General features: G+C 46.5%; 20 protein-coding genes. 7 read left to right on the top strand and 13 right to left on the bottom strand.

The features are described 5' to 3' along the window. Positions 1-4: 4 nt before the first annotated feature. From moaA to fdhD, 3 genes are all read right to left on the bottom strand, one after another. A complete protein-coding gene (gene moaA / locus DESAL_RS14580; RefSeq protein WP_015852747.1) occupies positions 5-997 on the bottom strand; it encodes a GTP 3',8-cyclase MoaA in 993 nt (330 codons plus the stop codon). 1 nt (position 998) lies between these two features. Then, complete coding sequence (locus tag DESAL_RS14575; protein ID WP_015852746.1) at positions 999-1,940, bottom strand: formate dehydrogenase accessory protein FdhE; 942 nt, start codon at positions 1,938-1,940, stop codon at positions 999-1,001. A gap of 195 nt (positions 1,941-2,135) precedes the next feature. Then, positions 2,136-2,924: a formate dehydrogenase accessory sulfurtransferase FdhD gene (fdhD, locus tag DESAL_RS14570; RefSeq protein ID WP_041721916.1), complete on the bottom strand. Its 789-nt coding sequence runs from the start codon at positions 2,922-2,924 to the stop codon at positions 2,136-2,138. A 254-nt stretch (positions 2,925-3,178) separates the two neighbouring features. On the opposite strand from fdhD, the gene DESAL_RS14565 reads away from it, so the two are divergent. From DESAL_RS14565 to DESAL_RS14555, 3 genes are all read left to right on the top strand, one after another. Then, positions 3,179-4,003 carry an ABC transporter substrate-binding protein gene (locus DESAL_RS14565; RefSeq protein ID WP_015852744.1) on the top strand — a complete coding sequence of 275 codons (825 nt, stop codon included), beginning with the start codon at positions 3,179-3,181 and terminating at the stop codon, positions 4,001-4,003. Positions 4,004-4,138: 135 nt separating this feature from the next. Then, the gene (locus DESAL_RS14560) at positions 4,139-4,834 is read left to right on the top strand and encodes an ABC transporter permease (RefSeq protein WP_015852743.1); all 696 of its coding nucleotides are present in this window, start codon (positions 4,139-4,141) and stop codon (positions 4,832-4,834) included. After that, a complete protein-coding gene (locus DESAL_RS14555) occupies positions 4,834-5,481 on the top strand; it encodes an ABC transporter ATP-binding protein (RefSeq protein ID WP_015852742.1) in 648 nt (215 codons plus the stop codon). Before DESAL_RS14560 ends, DESAL_RS14555 begins: the two co-directional genes overlap by 1 nt. Here DESAL_RS14555 and DESAL_RS14550 read toward each other — a convergent pair. Then, positions 5,466-7,034: a DUF4301 family protein gene (locus DESAL_RS14550; protein WP_015852741.1), complete on the bottom strand. Its 1,569-nt coding sequence runs from the start codon at positions 7,032-7,034 to the stop codon at positions 5,466-5,468. The two genes, DESAL_RS14555 and DESAL_RS14550, sit on opposite strands and share 16 nt — an antisense overlap. 205 nt (positions 7,035-7,239) lie before the next feature. Between DESAL_RS14550 and DESAL_RS14545 the strand changes: the two genes are divergently transcribed. After that, on the top strand, positions 7,240-9,702 hold the full coding sequence (locus tag DESAL_RS14545; protein WP_015852740.1) for a glycogen/starch/alpha-glucan phosphorylase: 2,463 nt from the start codon (positions 7,240-7,242) through the stop codon (positions 9,700-9,702). A 37-nt stretch (positions 9,703-9,739) separates the two neighbouring features. Here DESAL_RS14545 and DESAL_RS14540 read toward each other — a convergent pair whose 3' ends face one another. Beyond that, positions 9,740-10,081: a hypothetical protein gene (locus DESAL_RS14540; protein WP_015852739.1), complete on the bottom strand. Its 342-nt coding sequence runs from the start codon at positions 10,079-10,081 to the stop codon at positions 9,740-9,742. Positions 10,082-10,181: 100 nt separating this feature from the next. Then, the gene (locus DESAL_RS14535) at positions 10,182-12,953 is read right to left on the bottom strand and encodes a hybrid sensor histidine kinase/response regulator (RefSeq protein WP_015852738.1); all 2,772 of its coding nucleotides are present in this window, start codon (positions 12,951-12,953) and stop codon (positions 10,182-10,184) included. Between the two features lie 201 nt (positions 12,954-13,154). Here DESAL_RS14535 and DESAL_RS14530 point away from each other — a divergent pair, with 201 nt between their 5' ends. Next, the gene (locus tag DESAL_RS14530) at positions 13,155-14,804 is read left to right on the top strand and encodes an NAD+ synthase (RefSeq protein WP_015852737.1); all 1,650 of its coding nucleotides are present in this window, start codon (positions 13,155-13,157) and stop codon (positions 14,802-14,804) included. Positions 14,805-14,868: 64 nt separating this feature from the next. Here the strand turns inward: DESAL_RS14530 and DESAL_RS14525 are convergent, their stop codons facing one another. The 4 genes from DESAL_RS14525 to DESAL_RS14510 form a co-directional block, all read right to left on the bottom strand. After that, positions 14,869-16,089 (bottom strand): response regulator, encoded by a 1,221-nt coding sequence (locus tag DESAL_RS14525; protein WP_015852736.1) that lies wholly within the window; start codon positions 16,087-16,089, stop codon positions 14,869-14,871. A 158-nt stretch (positions 16,090-16,247) separates the two neighbouring features. Next, positions 16,248-17,885, bottom strand: coding sequence for an ArnT family glycosyltransferase (locus DESAL_RS14520; RefSeq protein ID WP_015852735.1), 1,638 nt, complete (start codon positions 17,883-17,885; stop codon positions 16,248-16,250). Positions 17,886-17,888: 3 nt separating this feature from the next. Next, on the bottom strand, positions 17,889-18,515 hold the full coding sequence (locus tag DESAL_RS14515) for a phosphatase PAP2 family protein (RefSeq protein ID WP_015852734.1): 627 nt from the start codon (positions 18,513-18,515) through the stop codon (positions 17,889-17,891). 4 nt (positions 18,516-18,519) lie between these two features. Next, positions 18,520-18,747 carry a hypothetical protein gene (locus DESAL_RS14510; protein WP_015852733.1) on the bottom strand — a complete coding sequence of 76 codons (228 nt, stop codon included), beginning with the start codon at positions 18,745-18,747 and terminating at the stop codon, positions 18,520-18,522. Between the two features lie 195 nt (positions 18,748-18,942). On the opposite strand from DESAL_RS14510, the gene DESAL_RS14505 reads away from it, so the two are divergent. Next, on the top strand, positions 18,943-20,235 hold the full coding sequence (locus DESAL_RS14505) for a sulfotransferase family 2 domain-containing protein (RefSeq protein ID WP_015852732.1): 1,293 nt from the start codon (positions 18,943-18,945) through the stop codon (positions 20,233-20,235). A 106-nt stretch (positions 20,236-20,341) separates the two neighbouring features. On the opposite strand, the gene DESAL_RS14500 is transcribed toward DESAL_RS14505, so the two are convergent. Beyond that, entirely contained in the window at positions 20,342-22,105 is a 1,764-nt protein-coding gene (locus DESAL_RS14500) for a motility associated factor glycosyltransferase family protein (protein ID WP_015852731.1), read from the bottom strand. A gap of 177 nt (positions 22,106-22,282) precedes the next feature. Here DESAL_RS14500 and DESAL_RS14495 point away from each other — a divergent pair, with 177 nt between their 5' ends. Continuing rightward, a complete protein-coding gene (locus DESAL_RS14495; RefSeq protein WP_015852730.1) occupies positions 22,283-24,577 on the top strand; it encodes a cysteine synthase in 2,295 nt (764 codons plus the stop codon). A 262-nt stretch (positions 24,578-24,839) separates the two neighbouring features. Here the strand turns inward: DESAL_RS14495 and DESAL_RS14490 are convergent, their stop codons facing one another. Next, positions 24,840-25,277: a hypothetical protein gene (locus tag DESAL_RS14490; RefSeq protein ID WP_015852729.1), complete on the bottom strand. Its 438-nt coding sequence runs from the start codon at positions 25,275-25,277 to the stop codon at positions 24,840-24,842. Further along, positions 25,270-26,499, bottom strand: coding sequence for an AAA family ATPase (locus DESAL_RS14485; protein ID WP_015852728.1), 1,230 nt, complete (start codon positions 26,497-26,499; stop codon positions 25,270-25,272). Before DESAL_RS14485 ends, DESAL_RS14490 begins: the two co-directional genes overlap by 8 nt. Between the last annotated feature and the right edge of the window lie 54 nt (positions 26,500-26,553).

The raw sequence follows: 26,553 nt of genomic DNA, 5'->3' as shown, positions 1-26,553 counted from the left end.
CCTTTTATCCGCCTATGGATGACATCTGTGTTTCGCATACACCTTCACATCCTGATCTTTGTTCTAAAAGATGGTAACCCAGCGGTTTGTCGACAGTTGCCTCAGCAATTACCTTACGCAGGGCATCATCACCCAGTTCGGGATTCCTTAAAATATCGCGCAGGCCGTATGTTTTGTCGGAGAAAAGACAGGTGCGCAGCTGACCGTCGGAGGTAATGCGCAACCTGTTACATGTAGCGCAGAAATGCGAACTTACCGGGGAAATCAAGCCCAGTCTCCCTTTACCTCCTTCGATAGAGTACATGCGCGCAGGGCCGCGGTTCTCGGCAGTACGTTTTACCGGGATCAGGTTCACGTATTCCCTGCCTTGCTCGAGGATATCATCAGCAGACCAGAACCTGCTGTCGGATTTGGTATCGTCGCCCATGGGCATGAATTCGATAAAGCGCATGTCGATGGGATTTTCGCGTGCAAAGTCGATGAAGGAATTAAGTTCTCTGTCATTGATTCCTTTCATGGCCACGGCGTTGACCTTAACCCTGATTCCGGCTGAGAGACAGGCGGAAATGGTTGCCAGTACATCAGTTAAATGATCGCGTCCGGTTACTTCCTTGAAGGTTTCCCGGTCGAGGGTATCAAGCGAAATGTTCAGCCTGCTGACCCCTATCTTTTTAAGTTCAGGCACCAGAGGCTCGATTAATGTTCCGTTGGTGGTTATGCGCAGGTCTATTTCCGGGTGGCTGTCCATAACTTGTGAAATGAAATCCATGAATCCCTTGCGGGCAAAGGGTTCTCCCCCGGTCAGGCGCAGCTTGGAAATATTCATGGAAGCAGCGAGGTCCACTAGGCGGAGCATCTCTTCATAGCGCAGGATGTCCGGGTGGGGAATGTGCTTGAAGTCTTTGGTTACGCAATACATGCAACGCAGGTTGCAGCGGTCAGTAACACTCAGCCGCAGGTAATTTACCGTGCGGCCTATCTTGTCGGTAAGTACCATTTTAGAATCCCCAGACGGAGAGGGTGCCCCGGTTGTATCCTTCCTCCACTGCCACAAAATCCAGCGGCAGGGATTCAAGGTCATTGAGTGCGGGGACGGAAACTTTATTCACTTCCCTGAAGTCTGCGGTTTTCATATAGGTTTTACAGGAATCACAGACATCTACACGGTAGCCCGGTGCTTCTTCCACGGTGAAAAATTTAAGGCTGTCCGCATTGGTGTTATCGCAGTATGCACAGGCCATGCGGCGAACACGGTACTCGGTATGGCAGAAGGAACAGTTGGCGTAGCGGAATCCCTGCTGGTGATGCAGGGTGTGCATGAAGGGCACGGACCCGCAGATGGGACAGTGTCCGTGGCTGCGTGGTGCGGGCTGCTCAAGTTCAAAATCAAGTTCGGCACTGTCGGCACGTTCAGAGGTGTCTGCCGGTTGATGGGGCAGCTTTTCTTCCAGTGCGGCAGCAACTGCCTTAATGGAAGGAGTCAGCGCAGACTGGACGAGAAAGCTGAGGGTGCGCGGTGCCTCGGGCATTTTTTCCGCCCAGCCCATGAAGAAATCATCATCGGTTTCAAGGTAAGCCTTGAAAGCCTGCTTCAGGTCCAGCTCACCGGACTTGATGGATGCAGTGATCATTGTAGTTGCTTCGGCAATAGGACCTTCTTCCTTACCTACCAGTTCAGCCAGTTCATCAACAAGCTTGCATGCCTGTTCATAGTCATAAGTGAAATTTTCACGGGCAAGCAGAGGGCGTCCCTGCAGGTTGGCATCTTCAGGAGCGAGGTCCGTCGGAATGGTCGGGGCGGAGTGCTGCTGCGCTTCCAGCTGGATTGCGGCAACATTTGAAATTAAATTAACAAGCTCTTCCGGAAGGAAAGGCTTTTCCCGCAGCTCGGATACTTTTTTATCCAGCTGTTCTTTCGCACTGCTGTAATCAAAATTCATTATAAAAAACACTCCTTAAGGGGAACCCGGCTGTAGGGTCGGCCGGGATTGTTTCATTCCTGTTAAAAAAAGCATATGCCTTAATAGTGGCACCTGCATAAGAGTGTTAATTAATCGCGTTTTGGCACAAAGTCTAATCGATTATTTGGGAAAAATATTATGGCTAAAATGGTATAATTTAAGTGTGTGGAAAAATTACAACCCTTTGATTCTGCCCTGATCGTTGTAAACCCAGAATCCTGTTTTGCTGATGTTTCCGACAAGGGTGATGCCTATTTTGCGGGCTAGCTCCACGGAAAAACTGGTAGCCACGGCAGTGGAAGCGAGTATGGGGACTCCGATGCGTACCGCTTTGAGCAGGATTTCCGATGCTACGCGTCCGGTGGAGACAATCATTTTTCCGTCAGTGGGTACATTTTCAAGAAAGCACTGGCCGACAATCATGTCGATGGCGTTGTGGCGGCCGATATCCTCACGGAAGTAGAGCATTTCTTCCGGGGTGCAGAGGGATGAATTATGGCAGCCGCGGGTTTTGTTATAAAGGGTGGAACGCGAATGCAGTTCATTGGCGTGGGTCAGGATTTGGTCCGGGGTTACGGTCAGCTCCGACGTGATGGTACGTTTGGAGATGGTGGAAACATTGCGTCCGAAGTTGGTGCCCTTACCGCAGCCGGAAGTGATGGAATATTCGAGAACCCGGCCTTTCCAAGGATCATGGCTGGTGCTGATGTCCGCAATGATACGGTCATCATGTTCTGTGATTTTCAGGTCGGTTATCTGGTCGCGAGTGGAAATATAAGCGTCGGATTTTAGAAAACCCACAGCCAGATAATCCGGGTAGCGGGCCGTGGTCAGCAGGGTAACCACTTCGCGGCCGTTAAGGTTGATGGTCAAAGGTACTTCAAGGATGCTGCTGATCTCTTTATCCTTGAATTCACCACCGCAATATTCTTTTACTGTATAGCTGAAACTTTCTTTCATCATGCTCCGCCTGATATATTTTAAACAGCATAGGGGTAACAGGCATTGCGGGCAAGATCTTAATTTCTGCGTCTGTTTCTACACACTTTTGGTGCAAAATCAGGTTAAGACTAAGAGTATAATTGTGCTCATATTGACATAGAGCGTTCTTTCTGGTCTAGAAATACACTATTCACGCTTATTATCAGGCGTGATTTCAATATTGCGGATGATCTGGAATTTACGAATTTTTAAACAGAGTTCTTTTTGGAGGAAAAATGAAAAAACTTAAAGTATTGCTGCTTACTTTCGCTCTCGTTTCCCTGCTCGTTGCTCCGGGACTGGTAAAAGCTGAAACGCTGATGATGGCTACCACCACCAGCACAGATAACACCGGTCTGCTTGATGAACTTGCACCCAAGTTTCAAAAGGAAACCGGCATCGAGCTGAAATGGACTGCTGTAGGTACCGGTAAAGCTCTCAAAATGGGCCAGAACTGCGACGTAGATGTTCTTATGGTTCACGCTCCCGCTGCTGAAAAAAAAAATGTTGATATGGGTGCTCTCAAAGATCGCCGCGAAGTAATGTACAACGACTTCGTAATTATCGGTCCCGATTCCGATCCCGCAGGCATTAAAGGCCTTCCTGTTGTGCAGGCAATGAAAGCTGTTGCAGATGCAAAAGCTGCTTTCGTCAGCCGTGGCGACAACTCCGGTACCAACAAAAAAGAAATTTCCCTTTGGAAAGTTGCAGGTATGGCTGTTCCCGATAAAGCAGAATGGTACATCCAGACCGGTCAGGGCATGATCAAAAGTATCACCGTTGCTGAAGAGCGAGATGCATACATCATGACCGACCGCGGCACCTACATTAAATACAGCGCAAACAAGAACGGTTCCCCCGAACTGAAAGTTCTGGTGGAAGGCGATAAGTCTCTCTTCAACCAGTACAGTGTCCTGGCTGTTAACCCCGCCAACTGCAAGAACGCAAAGTACGAACTGGCAACCAAGTTCTCCGAGTGGATGGCTTCCCCCAGCACTCAGAAAGCTATCGGCGACTTCAAGCTGCTCGGTAAAAAACTCTTCATTCCCAACGCTAAATAGATCATGATTCCTGAGTGGAGCTCCTATGGAGTTCCACTCATTTCCCTCCCCTTGTTATAGTCTGTTTCGTTCTTGTTCTCTGTAAGGCCGTTTGGTATTAATAGAATTTATGTGAAAGGGAGGGATTAATAGTACATGGACTTTATTTTTAACGGCTTCTGGCAGGCATTTGTACTGCTCTTTTCCGCTGACCCGGAAACATATTCCGCCATTTACACCACTGTCTGCGTGACTACCATTTCCATCAGTGCAACTCTGATCATTGGTGCTCCGTTAGGCTTTATGCTCGGCTACCATGAATTTCCCGGCAAGAGATGCTTGCGTCTTATTGCCGATACCATGCTTTCCTTCCCTACTGTTGTCATAGGATTGCTCGTTTACGCGATGCTTTCCCGCAGAGGGCCTATGGGAGAAATAGAGCTTCTATTCACCATCCCGGGTATTGCTGTGGGGCAGACGATGCTCGGATTACCTATTGTCATTGCTATGATGGCCACGGCGGTGGAAAACCTCGACCTGCGTCTAAAGCAGACTTTGCTTACCCTTGGTGCTTCACATGGACAGATTTTGCGGACCATCCTTTGGGAGGCCCGTTACAGCCTCATCCTTGCCGCTGCAGCCGCTTACGGACGTATTGTTTCCGAGATCGGCATTTCCATGATGGTCGGCGGAAATATCAAGTGGCATACCCGGACCATTACCACTGCCATTGCCCTTGAAACAGGCAAGGGGGAGTTTGCTATGGGTATAGCTCTTGGTCTGGTGCTCATGATTATTGCTTTTGCGGTTAACTATTCCATGTCCGGTGTCAGAAAAAGGGCGGGCCAGTAATGACGGATTTGTTCAGGCTTGAAAATATCTGCCAGCGTTATAATGGTCGGCAGGTTCTGTCCCTTGATGAATTTTCGGTTGGTGAAGGGGCGATTGTCGGCTTAGCCGGTCATAATGGTAGCGGCAAAAGCACCCTGATGCGTATGCTCTCTTTTCTGGAAAGCCCGGATTCAGGTAAAATTTTTTATGACGGCAATGAGGTCCGGGAACCGGACTTGAGCCTGCGCCGAGAAGTTACCATGCTTACTCAGGAGCCGTACCTCCTTAAGCGTTCGGTTGAAGCAAATGTTGCGTACGGCCTTGAACTTCGTGGTGAAAATAATGTTCACGACAGAGTTTGTGATTCCCTGATTCAGGTCGGTTTAGACCCGGATAAATTTTTGCATCGCAACTGGTTTGAGCTTTCCGGCGGGGAGGCGCAGAGAGTTGCTCTTGCTGCACGTCTTGTTTTGAATCCACGGGTACTGCTCCTTGATGAGCCCACTGCCAGCCTTGATTTTGAATCCACGCAGCTCATCCATGATGCTTCGGTTTCTGTCCGTGAAGAGCAAGGAACCACCCTAGTTATTGTCAGCCATGATCACCTTTGGCTGGAAGAAGTCTCTGATACAATTTATCGGTTGGAAAACGGTCAACTTGCCGGTTGATGTTCCGGCTTCAGCAGGTCGTTAACTGTTTTCACCGGAGAAAAGGTGCTTAAGGGAACCTCTACAAAGATGGTGATCCAGTCAGCCATGGCCCCGTTCCAGAGTCCGGGCAGTTCCATTGCTTTTAACTCCTTACCGTCTTTTGATTTTACTGAAATGAAGCCGGTATCCCTGTCTATCCTTTCAAGTAGATTAAATGGTTTGCCTTCATAATCGCGTAGCCCGCAGATGATATCTACCGGATTGAAGTGTGTGGCTTTAGACATACAGTCAGCCTGATCCGGTTTGCTCAGGTCTACCTGATTTTTTTCTACTATCTGAGGAGTCGGAATGCCGTCCGGACCGATTACCCAAAAAGGTCCACCCCCGGGCTCCCCTGTATTTTCAACCATTCCACAAACCCTGATCGGGCGATTCAGCTTTGAAAGCAGCCATGTTGATTTCTCGCCTTCTCTCATTTTGCTGTAATCGTCAGGCAGTGAGATGGAAAGACGGTCGGTTATGAATTTTTCTGTTTGATCCAGTTTATCTGTTCTCTGTTTGATCTTGCGAATGTGTGCAAATATCTCTTCTTGTAATTGTATCAACAATCCGCCGAGAATCTGCTTATATTCAAGTGTGTCTTTTTTCAGGTGATCCGGAGCTACGTTGTCGATATTTTTCAGGAATACAATGTCGCCGCCAAGTTCATTAAGATTCACCAGCAGGGCCCCATGGCCTGCTGGTCTAAATAACAGCCTGTCGTCACTTGTGCGGAATCCTTCGCCACTGAGATCAACGGCAATGGTGTTGGTCTGTTTGCGTTGTTCTGAGTATGAAATATGAAATTCTGTCTCCGGGTACCTCTCTACGGTTTGTGAGACGTGTTCCATAATTCTTTTTCTGTGTTCTGGCGATACCGTGAAATGGGCTCGCACTTTGTTTTTTCCATCTTTGGCATATTCCATGGACTCAACAATATGCTCTGCAAAAGGAGTGCGCGAATGTTCAGGGTAGCTGTGAAATGGAATCAGGCCCTTAGGCAGGTTGCCGAAGTTAAGTCCCTCCGGGCTGAGCACATAATGCAGGATGGTTTTGAAATCCATGTTTCGGCAGGAATTTCTAAGATCAATTCCATTGTCTTCCATGATTTTTTTTAACTCATCATAAAAAGCGAATTTTTGCAGATTTTCAATAAAAGTGCGGCAGAAGATGAGGTTGTCGTTATTGCCTTCAAGGTTTTCTATTTCAGCAGAGTTGTAGACAGCCAGAAGGGATTTAAACATACGTGTAGCTGCTCCTGAAGCCGGAACAAATTTAGTTACCCGGCCTTCTTGAGCTGCTTTTTTGAAGTGGGCCGACAGGTGAGGGCGTTCGGAATCATCAATGATTTTTATGCCGTCACCGGGAGTGCAGGGCCTTAATAGCGGGGTACTTGGAAAGCCAGCCCGGAATCTTTTAATCTGGTCAACAATGGTCTCTTCGGCAACTCCGCTGTCAATAATTTGCTGAATAACCTTTTCTGCTTCTTTGAGTAGTCTTTCTAATTCTTCTTTGCTGTTTGAAGATTTCATTTTGCCCTCTCCTGCACTGGAATACGTTCAGAAATCGGTATTAGAAATTTAGTTTTGATTACTGTGCTTATAGCATCTTGTGTGAAAGCGCGCCATAATTGTCCAAAGAAATACTAAGCTTTTCCTGAATGCTTATATTTAAAGTGGATTTAGACCTTCCAAGCTGTTACTTTAAAACTAATCCCCGTAGCCGTTAGGAGGAGTCATGAAAAGAAGCAATTTCAAGGTCCGGAAGAAGAATGATCGCGTTAGTCTTACCGAGGATATCAGGAATCATGTAATATATTCTTTGAGTAAAGAAGTTAAGGATGCCAGTGAATGGGATGCAGGCAAGGCCCTTGCCTTAGCCTTGCGCGACAGGCTGGTGGAAAGGATGATCGAAACTCGTGACCGCTATCGGCGGGTAAAAGCAAAACGGATGTATTACTTTTCCATTGAGTATTTGCTGGGACGCTGCCTCGGTAACAACTTATGTAATATGGAAATTCTTGATCTCTGTGAGGATATTTTCAAGGACCTTGGCTACGATCTGGACGAAGTCCGGGCCAGTGAGCGTGATCCCGCTCTCGGTAACGGGGGCTTGGGAAGACTGGCTGCCTGTTTCCTCGATTCTCTGGCGACTCTTGATCTGCCCGGTTGCGGGTATGGGATTCACTATGAGTATGGTCTGTTTCGGCAGTCCATCCATAATGGATATCAAAAGGAACTTGCGGATTACTGGATGAAGGAAGGGATGCCTTTGCAGGTTGCCCGCCCGGACCAGTCGGTAATTGTTCCACTTTACGGAAGGGTTGAAAGTGCGGCTACCCCCAGCGGAGACTACCTGCCTATGTGGGTGGATTGGGATGATATTATCGGAGTCCCTTATGACATTCCCGTGGTCGGCTATGGCGGAAAGACTGTAAATTACCTGCGATTGTTTGCGGCCAGAGCCTCTGAAAATTTCGACATGGATATCTTCAATCATGGTGACTACATCAGGGCCGTGCAACGTAAGATAGAATCAGAAATGGTTTCCAAGGTTCTTTACCCAACGGAATCTGTTTCTTTCGGTAAAGAGTTGCGGCTGGTGCAGGAATATTTTCTCGTGGCTTGCGGATTGCGCGATATTACCCGCCGATTCCTTGCCCAGAACAAGAATTTTGAAGAGTTTGCTGATTATGTTGCCATTCAGCTTAACGATACCCATCCGGCCCTGACCGTTGTGGAGTTGATGCGCTATCTTGTGGATGAAAGACGCATTGAATGGGATAAAGCTTGGGAAATTACCCGCGCTACCTGCGCATACACCAATCATACTTTGCTCCCGGAAGCACTTGAGTTGTGGTCGGTTTCCTTGATTGAAAAGGTTTTGCCGCGTCATTTGCAAATCATTTACGAAATTAACAGTCGTTTTTTGAAAAAGGTTGAGAGCAAGTATCCGGCTGACAATGAAAAATTGAGGCGCATGTCCCTTATCTGTGAAGACGGTACCAAGAAAGTGCGCATGGCTAACCTTGCCGTGGTCGGTTCCCATTCTGTTAACGGGGTTTCCGAGTTGCATTCTGAGTTGGTTAAGACCCGTTTGTTTCCTGATTTTTATGAATTTGCCCCGCAAAAGTTCAACAACAAGACCAATGGAGTAACCCCGCGCCGTTGGATGCTTAAGGCCAATCCTGCTCTTGCAGCGCTGCTTACCGATACTCTAGGTAAGGGGTGGATCACTGATTTAAATGAGTTGCATAAGCTGGAAGAGCACATCAATGACAGTGAGTTCCGTGCACGGTTCATGGAGGCTAAGCGGACAAATAAGATCAAGCTGGGCAATTTTATAAATTCCACCTTGGACATTAATATCCCGCCGGATTCCATTTTCGATATTCAAGCCAAGCGTATTCATGAGTATAAGCGCCAGCTGTTGAATGTTCTGCACGTAATTCATCTTTATCTTGAATTGGTGGATAATGATGTAGAACCGTCCTGTTCCAGGGCTTTTCTTTTTGCAGGAAAGGCAGCCCCCGGTTACTGGGAGGCCAAGCAGATTATAAAGCTGATTCATTCTGTTGCAAAAGTGATCAATAATGATCCGCGTGCAGAAGGTTTGCTCAAGGTTGCTTTTCTGCCTGATTACCGGGTTTCCCTTGCGGAGAAGATTGTTCCTGCCTGTGATGTAAGTGAGCAGATTTCAACTGCCGGAACCGAGGCTTCCGGTACCGGAAACATGAAATTCGCCATGAACGGTGCTTTGACTGTCGGAACTTACGATGGAGCAAACATTGAGATGCTGGAAGAGGTGGGGCAAGATAATTTTTATCTTTTCGGGCTGAAGCAGGAAGAAGTTGAGAAAGCTTTGCGGGAAGGAAGCTATCATCCTCGTGAAATATACAACCACAGTCCGGAAATAAGGCAGGTTTTTACCGCTCTATTGGAGAACAGATTTTCGCCCGATGAGCCGGACCTGTTCCGCTGGCTGGTCGATAAACTGCTTACTGATAATGAGCAGTATATGCATCTGGCTGATTTCAAATCATATAGTGAAGCTCAGAAACGAATCGACAGAGATTATGCTGAAAAGGAAATCTGGGCTGCCAAGGCAATTTTGAATACTGCTCGCATGGGCAAATTTTCAACTGACCGGACCATGCTGGAATATGCTGAAGATATCTGGAAGATTAAGGCTGTGAAGTAAGAATAAAAAAAAGGACCGGAATTCCGGTCCTTTTTTTTTATTTAACTTTTTTCAGGCGAACGGCTGTGCCGTAGCAGGAATAGAATTTGTCCCCTTCAGGATGAAATGAGACAGATTCTCGGTAGCCCACAATCGCATCGGCATTGGCATCAATTGCCTGTGCGATGAGGCCGTAAAATGCATTGTCGAAGTTGTAGCTTCGACAAACGATTAGACCGAATGTTCCGAGAACTTCCCTGTTCGGGACTTCTTCGGTGGTCACAATTTTTACTTTTCCGCCTAGATAAAGGGTGCGGGCCATATCAAGACGCTGGTCTTTTTTAGCATCTTCAATGGTCCTGTTTGTCTTGCGGTTGGGGCTTCCAAACATTAACGCCATATTTAAAATCCTCTTTTACAGTCAATATTTATTAATGATTTCTGCCTCAAATATGAATTTATTTCAACTGAATGAATGTACCGTGTTCTGATATTCTGTCCTAGTCAAAATCCTTTTCAAGAAGCGCAATTTCTCCATAAAGCAGATTGAGTTTCTCAGTTGTTTTTTCTAGGGCAAGTTCAGCATCTTCCTTCAGGTCAGATTTGCAGCTTTTCTCCAGTTCAAGGGCAGCAATAGCCAATTCGGTTGCGGAAATGTTTGCGGCTGAACCTTTCAGGGTATGCGCCTTGTCTCCGGCTTCCTTGAGTTGATCTGTTTGAAGCAATTTTTGCAGATCTGTATTAAAATCTTTGTTGTACTCCCTGAAATTACGCAGGATGCTGACCAAAATTCCCATATCCCCACCAATTCTTTCCAGAACTTCGGGAACGTTTATTTCCCTTAATTGAGTGTCATCCCCCTGCGTGGGGTCTGATTCTTCTTTTGGGGAAGTGGCGACAGGCTGTACAGTCTTTTTATCCTGTTTCAGGTGGTTGCGGATGATGCTGATCATCAGTTCTTTATCAATTGGCTTTGGAATATAATCGTCCATGCCGGAAGCAATACATTTTTCTTTGTCACCGCGCATGGCGTGGGCTGTCATGGCGATGATCGGCAGCTCTTTCATTTTCAGGTCATTACGGATTATGGTTGTTGCCTCATAACCGTCCATTTCCGGCATCTGTATATCCATAAGAACGATGTCATAGCCTGCTTCCTGCACCATTCTGACAGCTTCCGCACCATTAGGTGCTGAAGAAATTTCAATTCCGGTGGGTTCAAGTATTTGTTCCGCAACCTGCTGGTTTATGGGGTTGTCTTCAACAAGAAGCAGTCTGAAGGATTTGAATTCATCTTTAATCGGTTTTGACGGTTCGTAAGAGTACTCTTTGGGTACATCATAACCGAAAGTTTCCATGATGGAATTGAAGAGGGTGGCCTGTTTGAGCGGTTTACTGATCATTCTGTTTATTTGAGCGTTTTGGGCCTTACTCAGGGCGGAATTGAGCTCTGTTGCAGTGATCATTAGTATGGGGAGTTCTTCTTTGCTGTAGGTCTTGCGGATTTCAATACTTGCCTCATCTCCATTCATACCGGGCAGTTTGAGGTCAATAATGAGTAGTTTGAATTGGTCATCTTTCCTGTCTTCAATAATTTTGATTGCTTCTTCAGCACTGGCAACGCTGGTGGGCTGGAATCCGAATTGTTTAAGATAGCGCACCAGTACGCTGCGGACCGCGAAGTTGTCGTCTACCACCAGAACCGGTTTATTTTTGAGTTCCTGCGGAATTTCGAATTCAATCAGAGATGTTTCCACTGCCACATTAGGAGTGATGGTGAAGAAAAATGTACTGCCGTCTTCCGGTCTGCTGCGGAACCAGATATTCCCGCCCATGAGATTGACGATGCGTTTGGAGATGGAAAGTCCCAGACCTGTTCCACCGTATTTGCGGGTTGTGGAACCGTCCGCCTGCTTGAAAGCTTCAAAAAGATGGGGTTGCACTTCTTCAGGAATTCCAATTCCTGTATCCTTGATAGCAAACACAATTTCAGTTTTGGTGGCGTTTATCTGGTCTGCGGAAACAGTAATTATGATTTCACCTTTGCTGGTAAATTTAAACGCATTGGCTGTAATGTTGACCAGAACCTGACGGAGCCGCAAGGGGTCACCTATAATACGCTGAGGCACGCCGGGGCGTATATCAATAACCAGTTCCGTCTGTGAGGCAACCATTTGTTCAACAAAAAGATCGCTGATGTCATGGATAAGCTGGTGCAGGTTGAAATTAACTTCTTCGAGGCTGAGTTTGCCGGCTTCTATTTTTGAGAAGTCGAGAATATCGTTTATCAGCCGCAGCAGAACCTTACCCGAACTGATGATGATTTTTATGAATTCTCGTTGCTTGGAAGAAAGATCGGTCTCCATGGTCAGATCGGCCATACCGATGATGGCATTCATGGGAGTGCGGATTTCATGGCTGACGTTGGCCATGAATTCACTTTTGGATTTGGATGCAGCTTCCGCTTCATCCTTGGCTATTTCCAGCTCGCGGTTGATGATTTTCAGTTCGCGGTAACTTTTTTCAAGGTTTTTATTGCTTTGATGAATCTTTTCCTGCAACTGTCCGCTGTATTGCTTGAGCTTAAGGTCCTGCTCTTCAATTTGTTGCAGCATATTGTTGAAGTTTTTGACTAGGCTTTCCATTTCTCCTTTGCATTCGATTTGCACCCGCGAGCTGTAGTTTTTATCCAGCGAAATCTGTCTGGCAGTCTGGCTTAATTTGGTTATGGGAGAAATGAGAATCCTGCGCATGGTCACAAACAGTGCAAGGTTGATCAGGATAACCAGCAGCATTGTGCGCAGTAGTGAATTAAGAAGTGATTGAGATAGCTCATCGTCAATAAATTTAGGGGAAAGAAAGATCTCAACAGCCCCGATAGGCTGGTTCATGATTGAAATTTCGGTCTTGCGTTTAACGAATTTGCCGATGGGCCAGCTTTTGAAATTGATTATGTTCCATGTTTCGTCACGCATCTTTCCGGCAAAAACATTGTTTCCGTTGTCTTCTGTAACCAGAATGGCCTTGATGCGTTTGTCGTTCATTTCAGATAGCAGGATACGGTTGATTGCAGCCTGATCGACATTCCAGAGCGGAGTAATCAGGGATTCGGAGAGCCTTTCAACGAGGCCGTCAGCCTTTTGGTTGAGCTCATCGAGCATGTTTCTACGCATGGAACTGTAATCGTATGCCCCGGAAACAATGAATGAAATTAGGGATATAGCTACGATCAGAACCCCGATTCTGGTTTGTACTTTATCTATTTTTAACAATTTCAATCCGTTGGTTGATTAGTTGGGCAAATTCCCGTGCTCTTGCTTTAGATATAGACAACTGTTTAGCATTCCAGCATATTCAGTGCAAGGTTAAGAGTCTGAGAGGCTGATAATTATTTGTCCCCTGACAATGGACAACTGCTCTTTCAGACGTTACGTACTCCCCATCCCAAATATATTAAGGACGGACATGAATAAATGAAAATAGCCCTGTTGCAGCTCAACCTGACAGTTGGCGATCTTGAAGGAAACGTAGAACTCATCCTTGATGGAGTTAGAAAGGCCGCTAAGCGCGGTGCAAGGCTTTGCCTTACTTCTGAACTTGCCCTGACCGGCTATCCTCCGCGGGATCTGCTGCTCAATGCGGATTTTGTCTGCCGTTGCCGTGAAGCTGTTTCTGAGATTTCAAGGCGTATGCCAGAGGGTATGGCTCTGCTGGCCGGGGGAGTGGACCTTAACCATGAAGGTATCGGTAATCCTTTGCGTAACGCCGCATGGCTGATCGAGCATGGAGCTGTTCCAAAAGTCTTTTATAAATGGTTGCTGCCTACCTATGATGTATTTGACGAGCAGCGCTATTTTGAACCTGCTGAAAATATAAATTTCTTTGAGTTTGACGGTTTGAAAATCGGGGTGACCATCTGCGAAGATGTTTGGAATGACCGCGAAAATAACAATGGAAGACGTTACGGAAGTAACCCAATTCCGCAGATTATGGATATGAATCCAGATGTTCTGGTCAACCTTTCCGCTTCTCCCTTCAGTATCGGCAAACAGCGGACTCGTGAGAAGCTTCTCGGTGATATCGCTTCCAAATACAAGGTCCCGGTTTTTTATGCCAACCAGGTTGGCGGTAATGATGATCTGGTCTTTGATGGGCGTAGTTGTGCTTTCAATACAGACGGTGATCTGGTTGCCCGTGGACACGGTTTCGTGGAAGACGTGGTTATTGTTGAATCTGACTGTTCTGCCGGACGCATTGAGGAAGACGATTTTTGCGAAGAGGCCGAGGCATGGCAGGCCATGGTTCTCGGACTGCGTGACTATCTCGGCAAGACCGGCTTCAGTAAAGTAGTGCTTGGTCTTTCCGGGGGTATTGATTCTGCTCTGACTGCTGCTGTTGCTGCTGAGGCCCTCGGTGCCGAAAATGTTACCGGAGTACTTATGCCGTCCCCGTATTCCAGCAAGGGCAGCGTTGATGATTCTTTGGATCTGGTGAAGAATATCGGCATCAACTGCACAACCATCCCCATCGATAAGCTCATGGGGCAATTTGAGGAAGCCCTTGCACCGACTTTTGAAGGATTGCCCGCCAACGTTACTGAAGAGAATATTCAGTCACGTATCCGCGGAAATCTTGTCATGGCGATTTCAAACAAGATGGGCGCGTTGCTGGTCACCACCGGAAACAAGAGTGAACTGGCTGTTGGTTATTGTACAATCTACGGCGACATGGCCGGAGGTCTGGCTGTAATCTCCGACCTGTACAAGACTCTTGTCTTTCGGGTCTGTCGCTGGCTGAATGAGCAGGGCAGGGGCGAGATCATCCCTGTGGCGATTATTGAGAAACCGCCGTCCGCAGAGTTGCGTCCGGGGCAGAAGGATGAAGATTCATTGCCTCCGTATGATGTGCTGGACCGGATCATCGAATTGCGGGTGGAAGGCCATAAGGCTGAGAGTGAAATTATTGCTGAAACCGGATTTGATGTTGAGACTGTGCAGCATGTATTGCGCTTGATCAGAATTTCAGAGTTTAAGCGTAAGCAGGCAGCTCCGGGGCTTAAAATTACTTCAAGGGCCTTTGGTACTGGATGGCGTATGCCCATAGCATGCAGATTTACCGGATAGTTGAAACTTATTTTATGAAATAAAACACCCCGTCAAATCAGTATAGATTTGACGGGGTGTTTCTCTATATTGCTCTTGCTTCTTCTTCCATTGTTTCGGCACATATTTGCAGCCATTCAGGAAGCTTCGAGCCGAACTCATTTTGTTCAAGCCAATCAGCAGAAAGCAGGTGTGGAGCGTATTCGCTGTTTTTGACCCGCAATTCATGGTCAAATGAATTAGCGACATGGATTGCGACAGCCGGGCTCAAGTCTACGCTGCCGAGCCTTTGCGGACTGTGGTGGCAATAGATTGCTTCAACTACGTCTTCGTCAAATCCCCAGATAGCGAGCAGGTAGGCTCCTACTTCTGCGTGTGTGAATCCCAGGATATCCTTCTCCGCTTCGGGAACCGGGGTATTTGTTTCACGCACTATGCTCAGGATTGTTCTGTATTCATCCGGGTATGATGTGGCAAGGACCAGCTTGCCTATATCGTGCAGGAATCCGGCTAGGAAGGTGTGCTCTGCCTGTTCATTGCTGCCGCCTTCAGCCTTGATTATGGCCCGGGCCATAAGGGCTGTGTATTGGCAGTGTTTGCCAAGTTCCTCTATGGAAAAGTCAATTTTGGCGCCCTTAGTAGAGTTGAACAGATGAATGCCGAGCACAAGTCCTTTGAGGTTATCAAGACCCAACAGGGTAACGGCCTGTTCTGGTTTGGTTACTTTGGAATAGAGACCGAAAAATGGTGAATTGACCAGCTTTAACAGTCCAGCAGTCATGCTCATGTCTTCAGCTATCATCTTGCCGATATTGCTGATAATCACATCCTCTTTATTCAGTTCTCTTTCAAGCTTTAAAAAGAGTTCCGGCATGGATGGAAGTTCTTCAATGGAGGCAATTCCTTTTGAAGCTCGTTCGTTAAGAAATACATGCTTCAGGCGCAGGCTTTTTTTGATTTTTCCAATTAATTCTGACTGAAGATAAGGTTTGGTTATGAACTGGTGGGCGTATTTGACAAATCTAATGTAGTTTTCCGAGTCTACTGATTCGGAAATGATGAATCTAATGCTTCCGGGCTGGCGGTATTTGATTTCATCAAGAAGTTCTTCCCCTTCGAAACCGTCTACATGAAGTTCCATGGCAATGATATCATAAGGCCGTGTTCTGAGCTGGGCCATGGTTTCATCTTTGTTTGAAGCGTAGTCAACCTGCCAGCGTTTTTTCAAAGCACTTAACTGTTTATCAAGTTTTCGCAGCTGATCTTTATCGTTATCGATGAAAAGTATGTTTTTAGAGCGGCCCATGATCATCTCCGGGAATATGAAATGAATTGGATATATAGTCGGTTGTAATTGTTGCTAATGGTATGACGATAGCACGGTCCGTGGATTTTTGAAAATAAAAAACCCCGCTCCCTGTAAAGCGGGAGCGGGGTTCTACTGTTTTTTATTGCAGCTGTTGGTTATTTTTTGATCAGCATGTAAGGCCGGTCGGAGATGAATTGCTCATTAACTACAGTGATTCCTTCAGGCTTGTCTTCCCAGCGGTCATAGTATTTTTTCTGCATGATCAGGATCACATTGTCTTTTTCTTCGAGAACCTTTGCAATCTCTTTAAGGTCGCTGGTTTCGTGGATGTTGGTGCCGGCGTAGTATGTGAAAATACCGGAGTATATTTTGTGAGCCATAGGATAGCTGCCTTCGGCAACGTACTCTTTCATCATCTCACCGGTCTGGCGTGGACTCATGAGCGGATCAAGTGAGGGCAGGGTAAGCAGGGCCAGCGGCTGGAGCCAGAGAAGCATGGCGGCAGTCATGACCAGCAAACCTTTATACGCGCCTGAGTCTTTGAATTTGAGCAGGGACAGTCCGGCAAGTCCCATGATCAGGACAGTGAAAGAGAGGCCGTGCAGGGTAATATCAAAGGGAATCAGCACTTCTGCAAAAGGCGCAGCCACAGCGAGCAGCAGATAGAATCCGGCAATGGCAATCCAGAGTTTCTTGGAATCGAGAACCGGTTCCTGTCCGTCTTCGCCGAGAAGTCCCCGTGCGGTCAGCATGGCGAGCGGGGCGAAAAGGGGCAGGATGTAAATCAGAACCTTGATGCTTAAACAGGTAAGCAACACAAAGCCGCTGATGAACATAATCCAAGCCCAGTCACGACCTTCGTTCTGAGTGCTTTTGCGTTGGGAAGTTACTTTTACCCAGTGGTCAATGGAGAAGATCTGTTTCAAAGGTGCAGCGAATATTGCCAGTGTCCACGGCAGCCATGCCAGAGGGAATGCTATCAGGTAATACTGGAAAGGCTCTTCATGGTGGAAGGAGCTTACAGCTCGCTGGTAGATTTGTTTGTAGAAGATATTGTGGATGAAAGATGTTCCGTCCACAATGAGCGCACCTACAACCCATGCCAGAAGAATTGCTAGCAGGATACCAAGCCCTTTAAGCAGGCTTTTATCGCGCAGCAGTTTTGTTTTGCCTTTCCAGATCAGGAAGCAGGCCGCAGTGAGCAGGGGAAAGATAAGTCCCAGAGGACCTTTGGTCAGGGTTGCGATTCCCATGAAACCGAACGCCCAGAGGAAGTATCTCCCGGAATCCCGGTTCTGGAATCCTTTATACAGACAGATGTTAGCCCAGAGAATGAAACTGCCGAAGAGCAGGTCCATGCGTGAATAATGGGCTATGCCGATGAAGAAAATATTGCTCAGCAGCACTAGTCCGGTAGCAAGGGCTGTCTTGCGTCCGCAACCAAGGGTACGGGCAAGGGCCACAGTGGAAAGCAGGAAAAATGCAGCGGAAAGTGCTGAACCGAGGAAAAATACACTGATGCCGTCTGCCGGGGTCAGCGTATCGATCAGGGACAGAAACCAGAAGTATACCGGCGGTTTGTCCGGGTAGGCAACGCCGTTTAAGTACATAACCAGCCAGTGCCCGGCATCCTTCATCTGGGTGTAGACATCAGCGTAGCGGACTTCATCGGAAAACCACAGTGAGCGGTAATCCATTGTGAATATGGATTGCAGAAAGATTATGAACAGGACACTGAGCCACGGGTTGGCTTCCATGATGTCCCAGATGAACGGTCTTTTCTCATAGCGCATGGACTAGTCCTCTTTGGAAAAAAGGTGAATGGCGAATCCGGCTACTGATCCCAGCATCCAGCCGCAGAAAACATCGCTGGGGTGGTGCCAGTTCAGGTAAATTCGGCTGAAGGCCACGGTTGCGGCAAAAATGCCCAGTCCCAAGGTCAGCAGCAGGTTACGATAGCGTAGAATCAAGGGCAGGCTTGCCCCGTAAATTTCACATGTATGGCCCGAAGGCATGGAATGATAGGCGCCCCTCATGGACATAGGTTCGAAAAACGTACCTTCGCCCGGACGGGGTTTGCCTATGGCAATTTTCAGAAAGCGTACTGCGATCAGGCTGACAGCCAGCTGCACAGCAAGAAAAACAAGAGCAAAACGCAACTTTGATTTATCAGTCTTACGCTGCTTGATACCCGTGATCAGAAACCAGATGTAAATCGGGTAAAGGGCTGCGTTGCCCCAGTTGGTCACGATCTTGGCAAAGGATTTCATGTCCGGGTGTGCCTGCGAATGGGCCTTGAAAAAGGCCAGTACTTCCGCTTCGCTGCCGAAGTTGAAAAAAAGGGCCGCGAATATCAGCATCAGGGGCAGGGAGCCCAGAAAGTAATGGCAGAGGGTCTGATTCCTGTGAATAAACGAATTCAATTACCTACTCCTCACCATCACCTGATTCTTCCTTTGCAGGAGCATCATCCGGGTGCTTGTCTGTGGTAAATTTATACCATGTCTCTTTGTCGGTATTGAGATCAGCAAGTACTTCGGAAAGCTTTTTTCCTTCCTTTTTCCAGTACTTGTACTCGTGGTCCGGACAAGAGAACGGGATAACCAGTGTGCCGTCTTCCATGAGATAGGGCATGTCTTGCTTATTATCACTCATGGGCACGGTTTACACGCTGACGGGAGAGGATTCAAGGGAATCATTGCGCTAAATAAGGTTTTAACTAATGCCATATTAAAACACGTCTTGATTGTAATTGAGTGGATGGTGTCGTATACATTTCAGTGAAAGATGTCTTTATTGGGGATTTCTTGTGATTTTATTTTGTAACCCTATGTAGGAAAATGGTGCGTTTTGAAATTTGATTATATTTATAATATCAATGATATTGAATTTGGTTCTGATGTTGTTATTTATGGTTCTGGTGAAGTAGGGCAAGGATTGTTCGCTGCCATTAAGAAAGAACGTAAAGATATCATAGTTAGTTGTTTTATGGATAGTTATAAAACATCTGGCGCAATAGGATCTGTTCCTGTTGTGAATGTTGCAGATGTCCATAAGTATGAAAGATGTATAATTATTATAGCGTCAATATTTTTTAAAGAAATTTCAGATATTCTTGTTTCGTTTGGGTGTTCATCCTTTTACATATATAGTCAAATAGATCGCTCCTATGATGTCTATGACGATTTCAATATGATTGATAAAAGTAAAATGAGCATTCTTAAAACTATTCCATCTCTAAATAATGACAGAGTGTTTTACGTTTTTAATATTGCCTTGGATAAGGATGCTCAAAAGCGTTTTTTCAGTTGTTTAGGCGGTAATGTAATTTTGCCCGCAGGTAGTTGTTTTGTGACTAACCTGAATAATGATTTACGTGGCAGATTGAATGAATATGATTGTGCTAAGTATGATGCGTTTTGCATAATTGATATTGATGGTAAGCTAGATAAACTTGCTGAAATAGCGAAGTTGATAACTTGTGATTTCGGTAAAGAGGTAAGTCTTTTCAGGCGTATTCCTTCGTCTAGAAATTTTTCAGTTATTGAAGGAAAAAAACTTTTATTTTTAGAAATATGCAAAAACGGTCTTTCAAGCACGGAGTTTATTCTTGAGCAGCTGTTTAGGAAGTATGAGAATCAGTGTGTTCATTATAAAAAACAAAGAAATTATGGAGAAATAAGTATTTCTTATTTTGATGAATACACTAAGTTTGCCATAGTCAGAAATCCTTATACCCGACTTGCATCAGTGTATTCTCATGTGATGCGTGTTGCTCCAGATGAATTCTTTTATCCTGTTTTCAAAAAATATTTCAGTCCGTTTAATTTTGATAATTTTTGCAGATTTATTGCCGATTGCCCGGATGAATTTTCTGATGTTCACTTCATGTCTCAGACAGCACATTTAACCCTGCCGGAAGGTCTGCGAGATGATTTCACCCTGTTAAGACTGGAGAATTTTGCGGACGATATGAAAAGTTTCTTTTCTGCGCTTGGGGAGGATATTGAAATTCCACATAAGAATAAATCCAGACCTGATAAAGTTGATTACATTAAGGATTATTACACCCCTGAGCTCATTAAGCTGGTAAATGAGCGTTATAAGGACGATTTTATTAATTTTGGGTATGAATTTCTGTGATCTGTCTATAAATTTTAATGCGAAAGTCCCTTGCAGCGGGCAGGTGCTGCAAGGGAATTTCTTATGATGAATTAACTTACTGGACGTTCTTGTCTGGTTGATCTTTTCAGGCCGCTTTGCGGTTGCCGGACACGTTCATGGCCCGGTCCATGTGGCGGACCTTGGTCAGGATTTTTTTGATGATCCTCTTGTAATGGGGCAGGTCCTTGGGCACGTAATGTGACTTTGCTCTTGCCAGCCCTGCCATATCGAGGATTTCGTTGTACAGGTATGGCAGGTAGAGCAGGTCCTGCCTGATGAAGAAATATACTTCATGAAGCGCCTTATGGATTTCTTCCTGATTCTTACCATGCTTGCGGAAAAGTTTTTCAAGCCGCTTGGTGACGTGGTTCAGAGATGAGGTCCACTTCGGGCTGCGCGGTTCGAATGCCGGAATGTCACGCGGAGTGGCGGTCATATTCATGGCTGTTTTGAAATGTTCCATACTGCCCGGAACTGCCGAGAGCAGGCCTTCCATGTTTACCTCATTCATATCCACATTGCGGGTGCCTTCGATTACTGCACAGCCGCCGTAAAGATTGTAGAACGGTGTGCGCAGTTTTTTGATGTCGTCTTCCATCTCACGCTTGGACGTTATGTACTGGATGGTGGAGGTCAACTTTTCGCCGTCCGCATTTTCCAGTTCCACCAGCATTGCCGGGTTATATTTGGCTCCTGAGTTCTGGTGGCCGGATGCGTGGGAAACCTGACCTTTCCATGCGAAGTCCTGACCAACCATCAGAACATGGTTGAATCCGCACCAGTCTAGGAATCTTGCCAGAGTGATACTGACGTTACTACCTGCATCAAAAACTTCTTCGTGGTTGTTCAGGGCAAAGGTCCCCAGTCCACCCACGGTCCACATGGGGATGGTCGGTCCGGGGTAGGCGGCAAGTACTTCGTGATCCAGCTTAGTGGAGTAGATGAGCGGAATGTCTTTAGCCCATTCATGATCCAGCTGCTGGTATACACGGCCCATAGATGCGTTGTAGTCAATACCGATGCAGAAGTGGGGCTTGATTCCGGCCTTATGTACAGCGGGAAGACCCTGCAGCGAGGTTGTGAAAACCGCCTGTCCGGGATTCTTTGCCAGTTCAGGACCGAATTTAGCCAGCGATGGACCAGCACCGAGAATGACTGCGCCCATGCCGCGTCCTGCTCCCTTGAGCGGAGCAATGCTGCCGTCCCCAAGGATGCGTGAAAAGTTATCCAGTTCGTTGCCGACCATTACGTCCTGTTTCAGGCGCAGGGTGGTCATCTCAACGGTGAATGATTCCAGCTTATTGTGGATGGTTGAGGACCAGCGGGCGTACTCCGGTCCGATCTGCTGGCTGGGGATATCCAGTCTCAAATAAATTTTGCCGTATACGAATTGAAGGTCGAGTTCTTTAATGATATTCATCAGGCTGTTTTCATCGACCGGGCAAAAATGGAGCTTGCCGGCCTTCATGAAAGGACGGTAGTCGGTCTGGCCCAGACAGGCGAGCAGCATCTCAGGATTAGGTTCGCTGACAATGACTTTGTGGGTGTCGGGAGTGTTCATCAATACCTGATTGACACCGTAGCCCACATTGCAGCCTACAATGATGGTGGCGCTGGTTTCTGGTTTATCTTTGGCCTGCCAGCTCTTGTAGATCATGTTGGGCATGACGGATTCAAACATGCCGCTGCCGTTTTCCATTTTCCAGTCGAGAATGTCCCACTTATTCTTGAAGAGAGATTCTTTCAGTTTCTCTTCGTCAATATCCTGACTGCTCAGCCAGGAATAAAAGGGCGGGTTGTATGTTGCAAGAGCTTCGATGTTGTCTTTAAGAAAAGGATAGGCTGACATTTGTTCCGTCCTTGGCAGACTGTTTATTAGCTGTAATTAGCCGGGTTCATTCCTTGCCCCGGATTTCAAACACTGATGATCTACTGCCCCTTGTTTGCAAAATGATTGCCAGAAGTAAAAAGGACGCGGCCTGAGATTCATTTTCTTAAAGATAATTAGCTGAAAGGATTAGATAAAATGTTTGCTCGTGATATTCTTGAGCTGGTCGGCGGAACCCCCCTTGTTGAGATGCGGGTCCTCAATCCCAATAAAAATGTCAAGATTCTGGCTAAGCTGGAGGCCATGAACCCCGGCGGTTCCATTAAGGACCGTGCAGCCGGGGCCATGATTCGCAAAGCCGAGAAAAGCGGGGAATTGACCCCGGATAAAATTATTATTGAAGCTACTTCCGGTAATACCGGGATCGGGCTGGCTATGGCTTGTGCTGTTCGTGGATACAAGCTGATGCTGATCATGCCGGAGACCGCTTCCGAGGAACGCAAGATGATCATGCGTGCCTACGGAGCTGAGATTATGCTCACTCCCGGTCACCTTGCTACTGACGGTGCCATTGAACAGGCTTATCGTTTCTACCGTGAGGAGCCGGAAAAATACCTGCTCATGGATCAGTATAACAATGAGGCCTCCATTGATGCTCATTATGAAGGAACCGGGCAGGAGATCTGGGATCAGACCGAAGGTAAAGTAACTCATGTGGTTGCCTGCCTCGGTACTACCGGAACGGTGATGGGTATCACCAAAAGGCTCAAGGAGCTTAACAAGGATATCCAGATGATCGCTGTGGAGCCTGAGCCGGGGCACAAGATTCAGGGCCTCAAGAATATGCAGGAATCCTATCCTCCCGGAATCTACGATAAGCAGAAGCTGGACCGTGTTATCCGGGTACAGGATAATGATGCTTTTGAATCCTGCCGTCGTCTTGCCAAGGAAGAGGGCGTATTTGTGGGCATGAGTTCCGGTGCTGCCATGGCCGGGGCTGCTGCTATTGCCTCCGAGATTGAAGATGGACTGGTTGTAACCATTTTTCCCGATGGAGGGGAGCGTTACCTTTCCACTCCTTTATTTCGTCCACAGGTTCTGAAGGGACCGAAAATATTTGATCAAAGCAGTGGTGCTGATCGTGTTCTTTCCATTTCCGAAGCCGAAACCGGGCTTTTTACCATGGGGCCGTCATTCGACAATCCCTATGATCCAGAGGTGTTCAGGCGTATAGTGTTGCTCGATGTTCTGGCACGTCATCTGGAACGTGAAGGAGCCAAGGTTTCCGCGCTGGTAGGTTTGGCTGATCTTGAGGACCAGACCCTTGCTGCCTCCCGTGAGCGGGGTGTAGATCGCGAAACTTTCTCCACTGAGATCGCCACTGCGGTACGTAAGGCCGCTTATCTGCTGGGCGTGCGCAAATCTATGCGCTTCGAGCGTGCCTCGGAATCCGTGGATCGTACTGTTGAGCTTTGCCGTGCTTTGCTCGCGCATGGTTTGGCTTACGAGAAGCTGCGGTCCGTGTATTTTGATATCTCACGCGACAAAGGCTACGGGCAGATGTCCAACATGGACATCGATAAGGTCAGCCTTGGTAAGACCGTAGACATGGATGATTACGTTAAGGAAAATCCGCGGGATTTCACTCTGCTCAAGCGGGCAACCTTGCAGGATCTCAAACTCGGCGACATCATCGAAACCGAGTGGGGTAATGTTCGCCCCAGCTGGTTTATGCAGCAAGCAGTGACCGCTCTTGAAGGTCTGCCCGGAGTAAGTCTTGTCTTGGCCGGGGAAATCCATCGCTTTCCGCATCTGGAAAACCTGCGCGCTATCTGGGCCGGAGCCAGAGTCGCTCCACAGGCATGGATGGTGGCTCAGCCGGTACTTCCCGGCGGTCCGGTGTTGCCCTGTGTTGATGAGCTTCTGGAGCAGTCCGGTCAGCCCATAGCCGTACGTATGTGGATGCTTTCATCATCCTATAAGAAACCGCTGGTGTGCAGCGAGCAGTCCATTTCCATGTGGGTCAAGAACCAGCAGAAATTACAGGACCTTGCCGCAGGCTTGAGCATTCACGCCGGGGATTCCGGTCAGCTTTCCGAGGACATCGACCAAGAGGTCTTCACCCTCAAGTCCGGTCTTTCACAGGCCCTGAATGACAACCTCATGCTGCACCGCTTCTGGCCCATCCTGTTCAGTTTCACCAAGACCATCAACTCCCTGCTGGGTAGTGGCAAGCTTTCCGCCAAGGAAGCAAAGTTCTGCCTCGATCAATTGCTGGAAGTTGACGATATCCTAGGCATTCTCGATCACGAGGCTATGCCCGTGCCGTTCGTATCTCTGCCCGAAGAGGCCAAAGAGCTGCTCGAACAACGTGAACTTGCCCGTGCAAACAAAGACTTCACCACAGCCGACGGTCTGCGCGACAAGCTTCTTAAGCTTGGCTTCAACGTAGAAGACAGCTCCGAGGGGGCGCGGGTTTTTCGGGTTAGGTAATGGATAAGTTCCATTGCATAGAATGCGGGACGGATATTTCCGACCTGCCTGCCAAATGTCCGAAATGCGGGTATAGGTATACCTATGAGGTGGAACGACCATCGTTAGGATTTTTGCCTAGCTTTCGGGCAGGATTCAGGAAGACATTTTGGTGGTTGATTGCTGCGACTTTAGTCGTTTCGGGATTGATTCATCAAATTTAAATTGTTTTGGCTAAAGTAAAGCCCTCCTTCGGAATTTCCGGGGGAGGGCTTTTGTATGTCTATTTCGTTTTAAATTTATACGTTAGAGGAGATTTTTCCCGAACTATTGTTAATGAAAATTTTTTCTTAAGATTTCTGTCTAAAGCATTAAGTGTAGTTTTTGTTTTGGGTGTTCCGAACTTACCGGAAAATGAAATAATGCCGGTCTTTTTGTGATTCGAATGATCCTTCTTGAAGTGAACAGCAGCTGCTTCAATTTGGGCATAAGCATGTTTTAAGTCTGAGCCTTTTAGCTCAACATAAAGAGCTTCGTTGTGTTCGGTGGTGACCACAAAATCACAAGCCGTTTTTTCTTTCATTAAGCAACCATCAAAATCGATGACATCAAATTTGATGTCACTATTTGATTCAAGTTTTACAATTGCGGTTGATTTGTTGTCTGGGTCACGTAGAGTGATTTTCTTTTGCTCGTAAGAAGTTGAACAGTCTTTAGTCATCCTGTTCCTCTTCGTCGAATTCAATGTCCAGAAGCTCGTTGTATTTGCTGCCGATTACATCGGAAATATCGTCGATTGCGTCTGCCACAATCAATCCTTCTTCCTCGTCAAAGATTGATTCTACAGTCCCGTCTTCGTTCACCATGTATGCAGCTACATCTTCTGCTTTTAACCATTCACTTTCAGGAATGATTTCCCTTACTTTAGCTGCCTTTTCTTCACTTTGAGAGGCTACGGTATTAGCGTAAATAAGAGTATTTACTGTTGTCAGCAGATAAGGGCTGTGTGTTGTTAACGTTATGTTAGTTCCTGTCTGGTTGTGTATTTCGGCTATGTATCGGGTCAGCAGGTTTTGGGCATCTGGGAATATGTGTGCTTCTGGTTCTTCGATGTATGTTGTTTGTATGGCAGAATTTTCTAGTTTATTAAGTGCAATTAAAATAGGTATTGTGGACTGTTGTCCAGAAGAAGCATTACTTAAAGTTACTTTGCGGTCTTTGTTGATGATAATATATTTATTGGGGGTTGTTTTGATTATTTCGCCTTTGATGATTGATTTCAAAGGAGGGCATGAATACGAACACTTATCAGCCGTTTCGTATGCTAATTGCTTAGTATAGACTTGACCAAAACGATTCAATAACAATTCAACATTGTTTGAGCTTAACCAAAATGTGTTGTCAGCAATGATGCTTACCAATGATCGAGAAGCTGGTATGAATAAGTGTCTTTCTGAACCATATTTAGATAGTTCTGATTGTGCCAAATCAACAATTTTTTCTATACTATCGTTGGTTATTTGTAAGCCTTTTTCCTGTTTGTTTTTCTTAAATAATTCCCTCACTTGATTGATGAGGTCAATGCTTTCTTCATCGGGGAATTTTTCTTTTTTGATCTGGTTAATATTTAGAGTTTGAAGTCCTTTTGTACTAATTTTCCAGCCAACATCTGGGCAAATGCTTAAAAAAAGAGAGAAATCTTGTTGAAGCTGTTGTGTCTCAAATATCGATTTAAATAATTCGTCTAATTTGGGGAGATGTTTTTTGAATTCATCTTCAGAATAATTCAAAGAACTTTGAATAGTGTATATTTCTTCAAATAAATACATTACCTTCGCAATCAAACTCTTTCCCGCAGCCTGCGGGCCGATCAGTATGTTGAATTTTTTGAAATCCAGTTCGGCGTGCTTGATATTGTAAAAATTCTCGATCAGTAATTTCATATTTTCCTCGCAAAGTTATACCCGTGAAGTTCTTCATTATCGGGGAATTGTCAA

This window comes from Maridesulfovibrio salexigens DSM 2638, from assembly GCF_000023445.1.
Classification (GTDB): domain Bacteria; phylum Desulfobacterota; class Desulfovibrionia; order Desulfovibrionales; family Desulfovibrionaceae; genus Maridesulfovibrio; species Maridesulfovibrio salexigens.
This window is presented reverse-complemented; position numbering and strand designations above follow the sequence as displayed.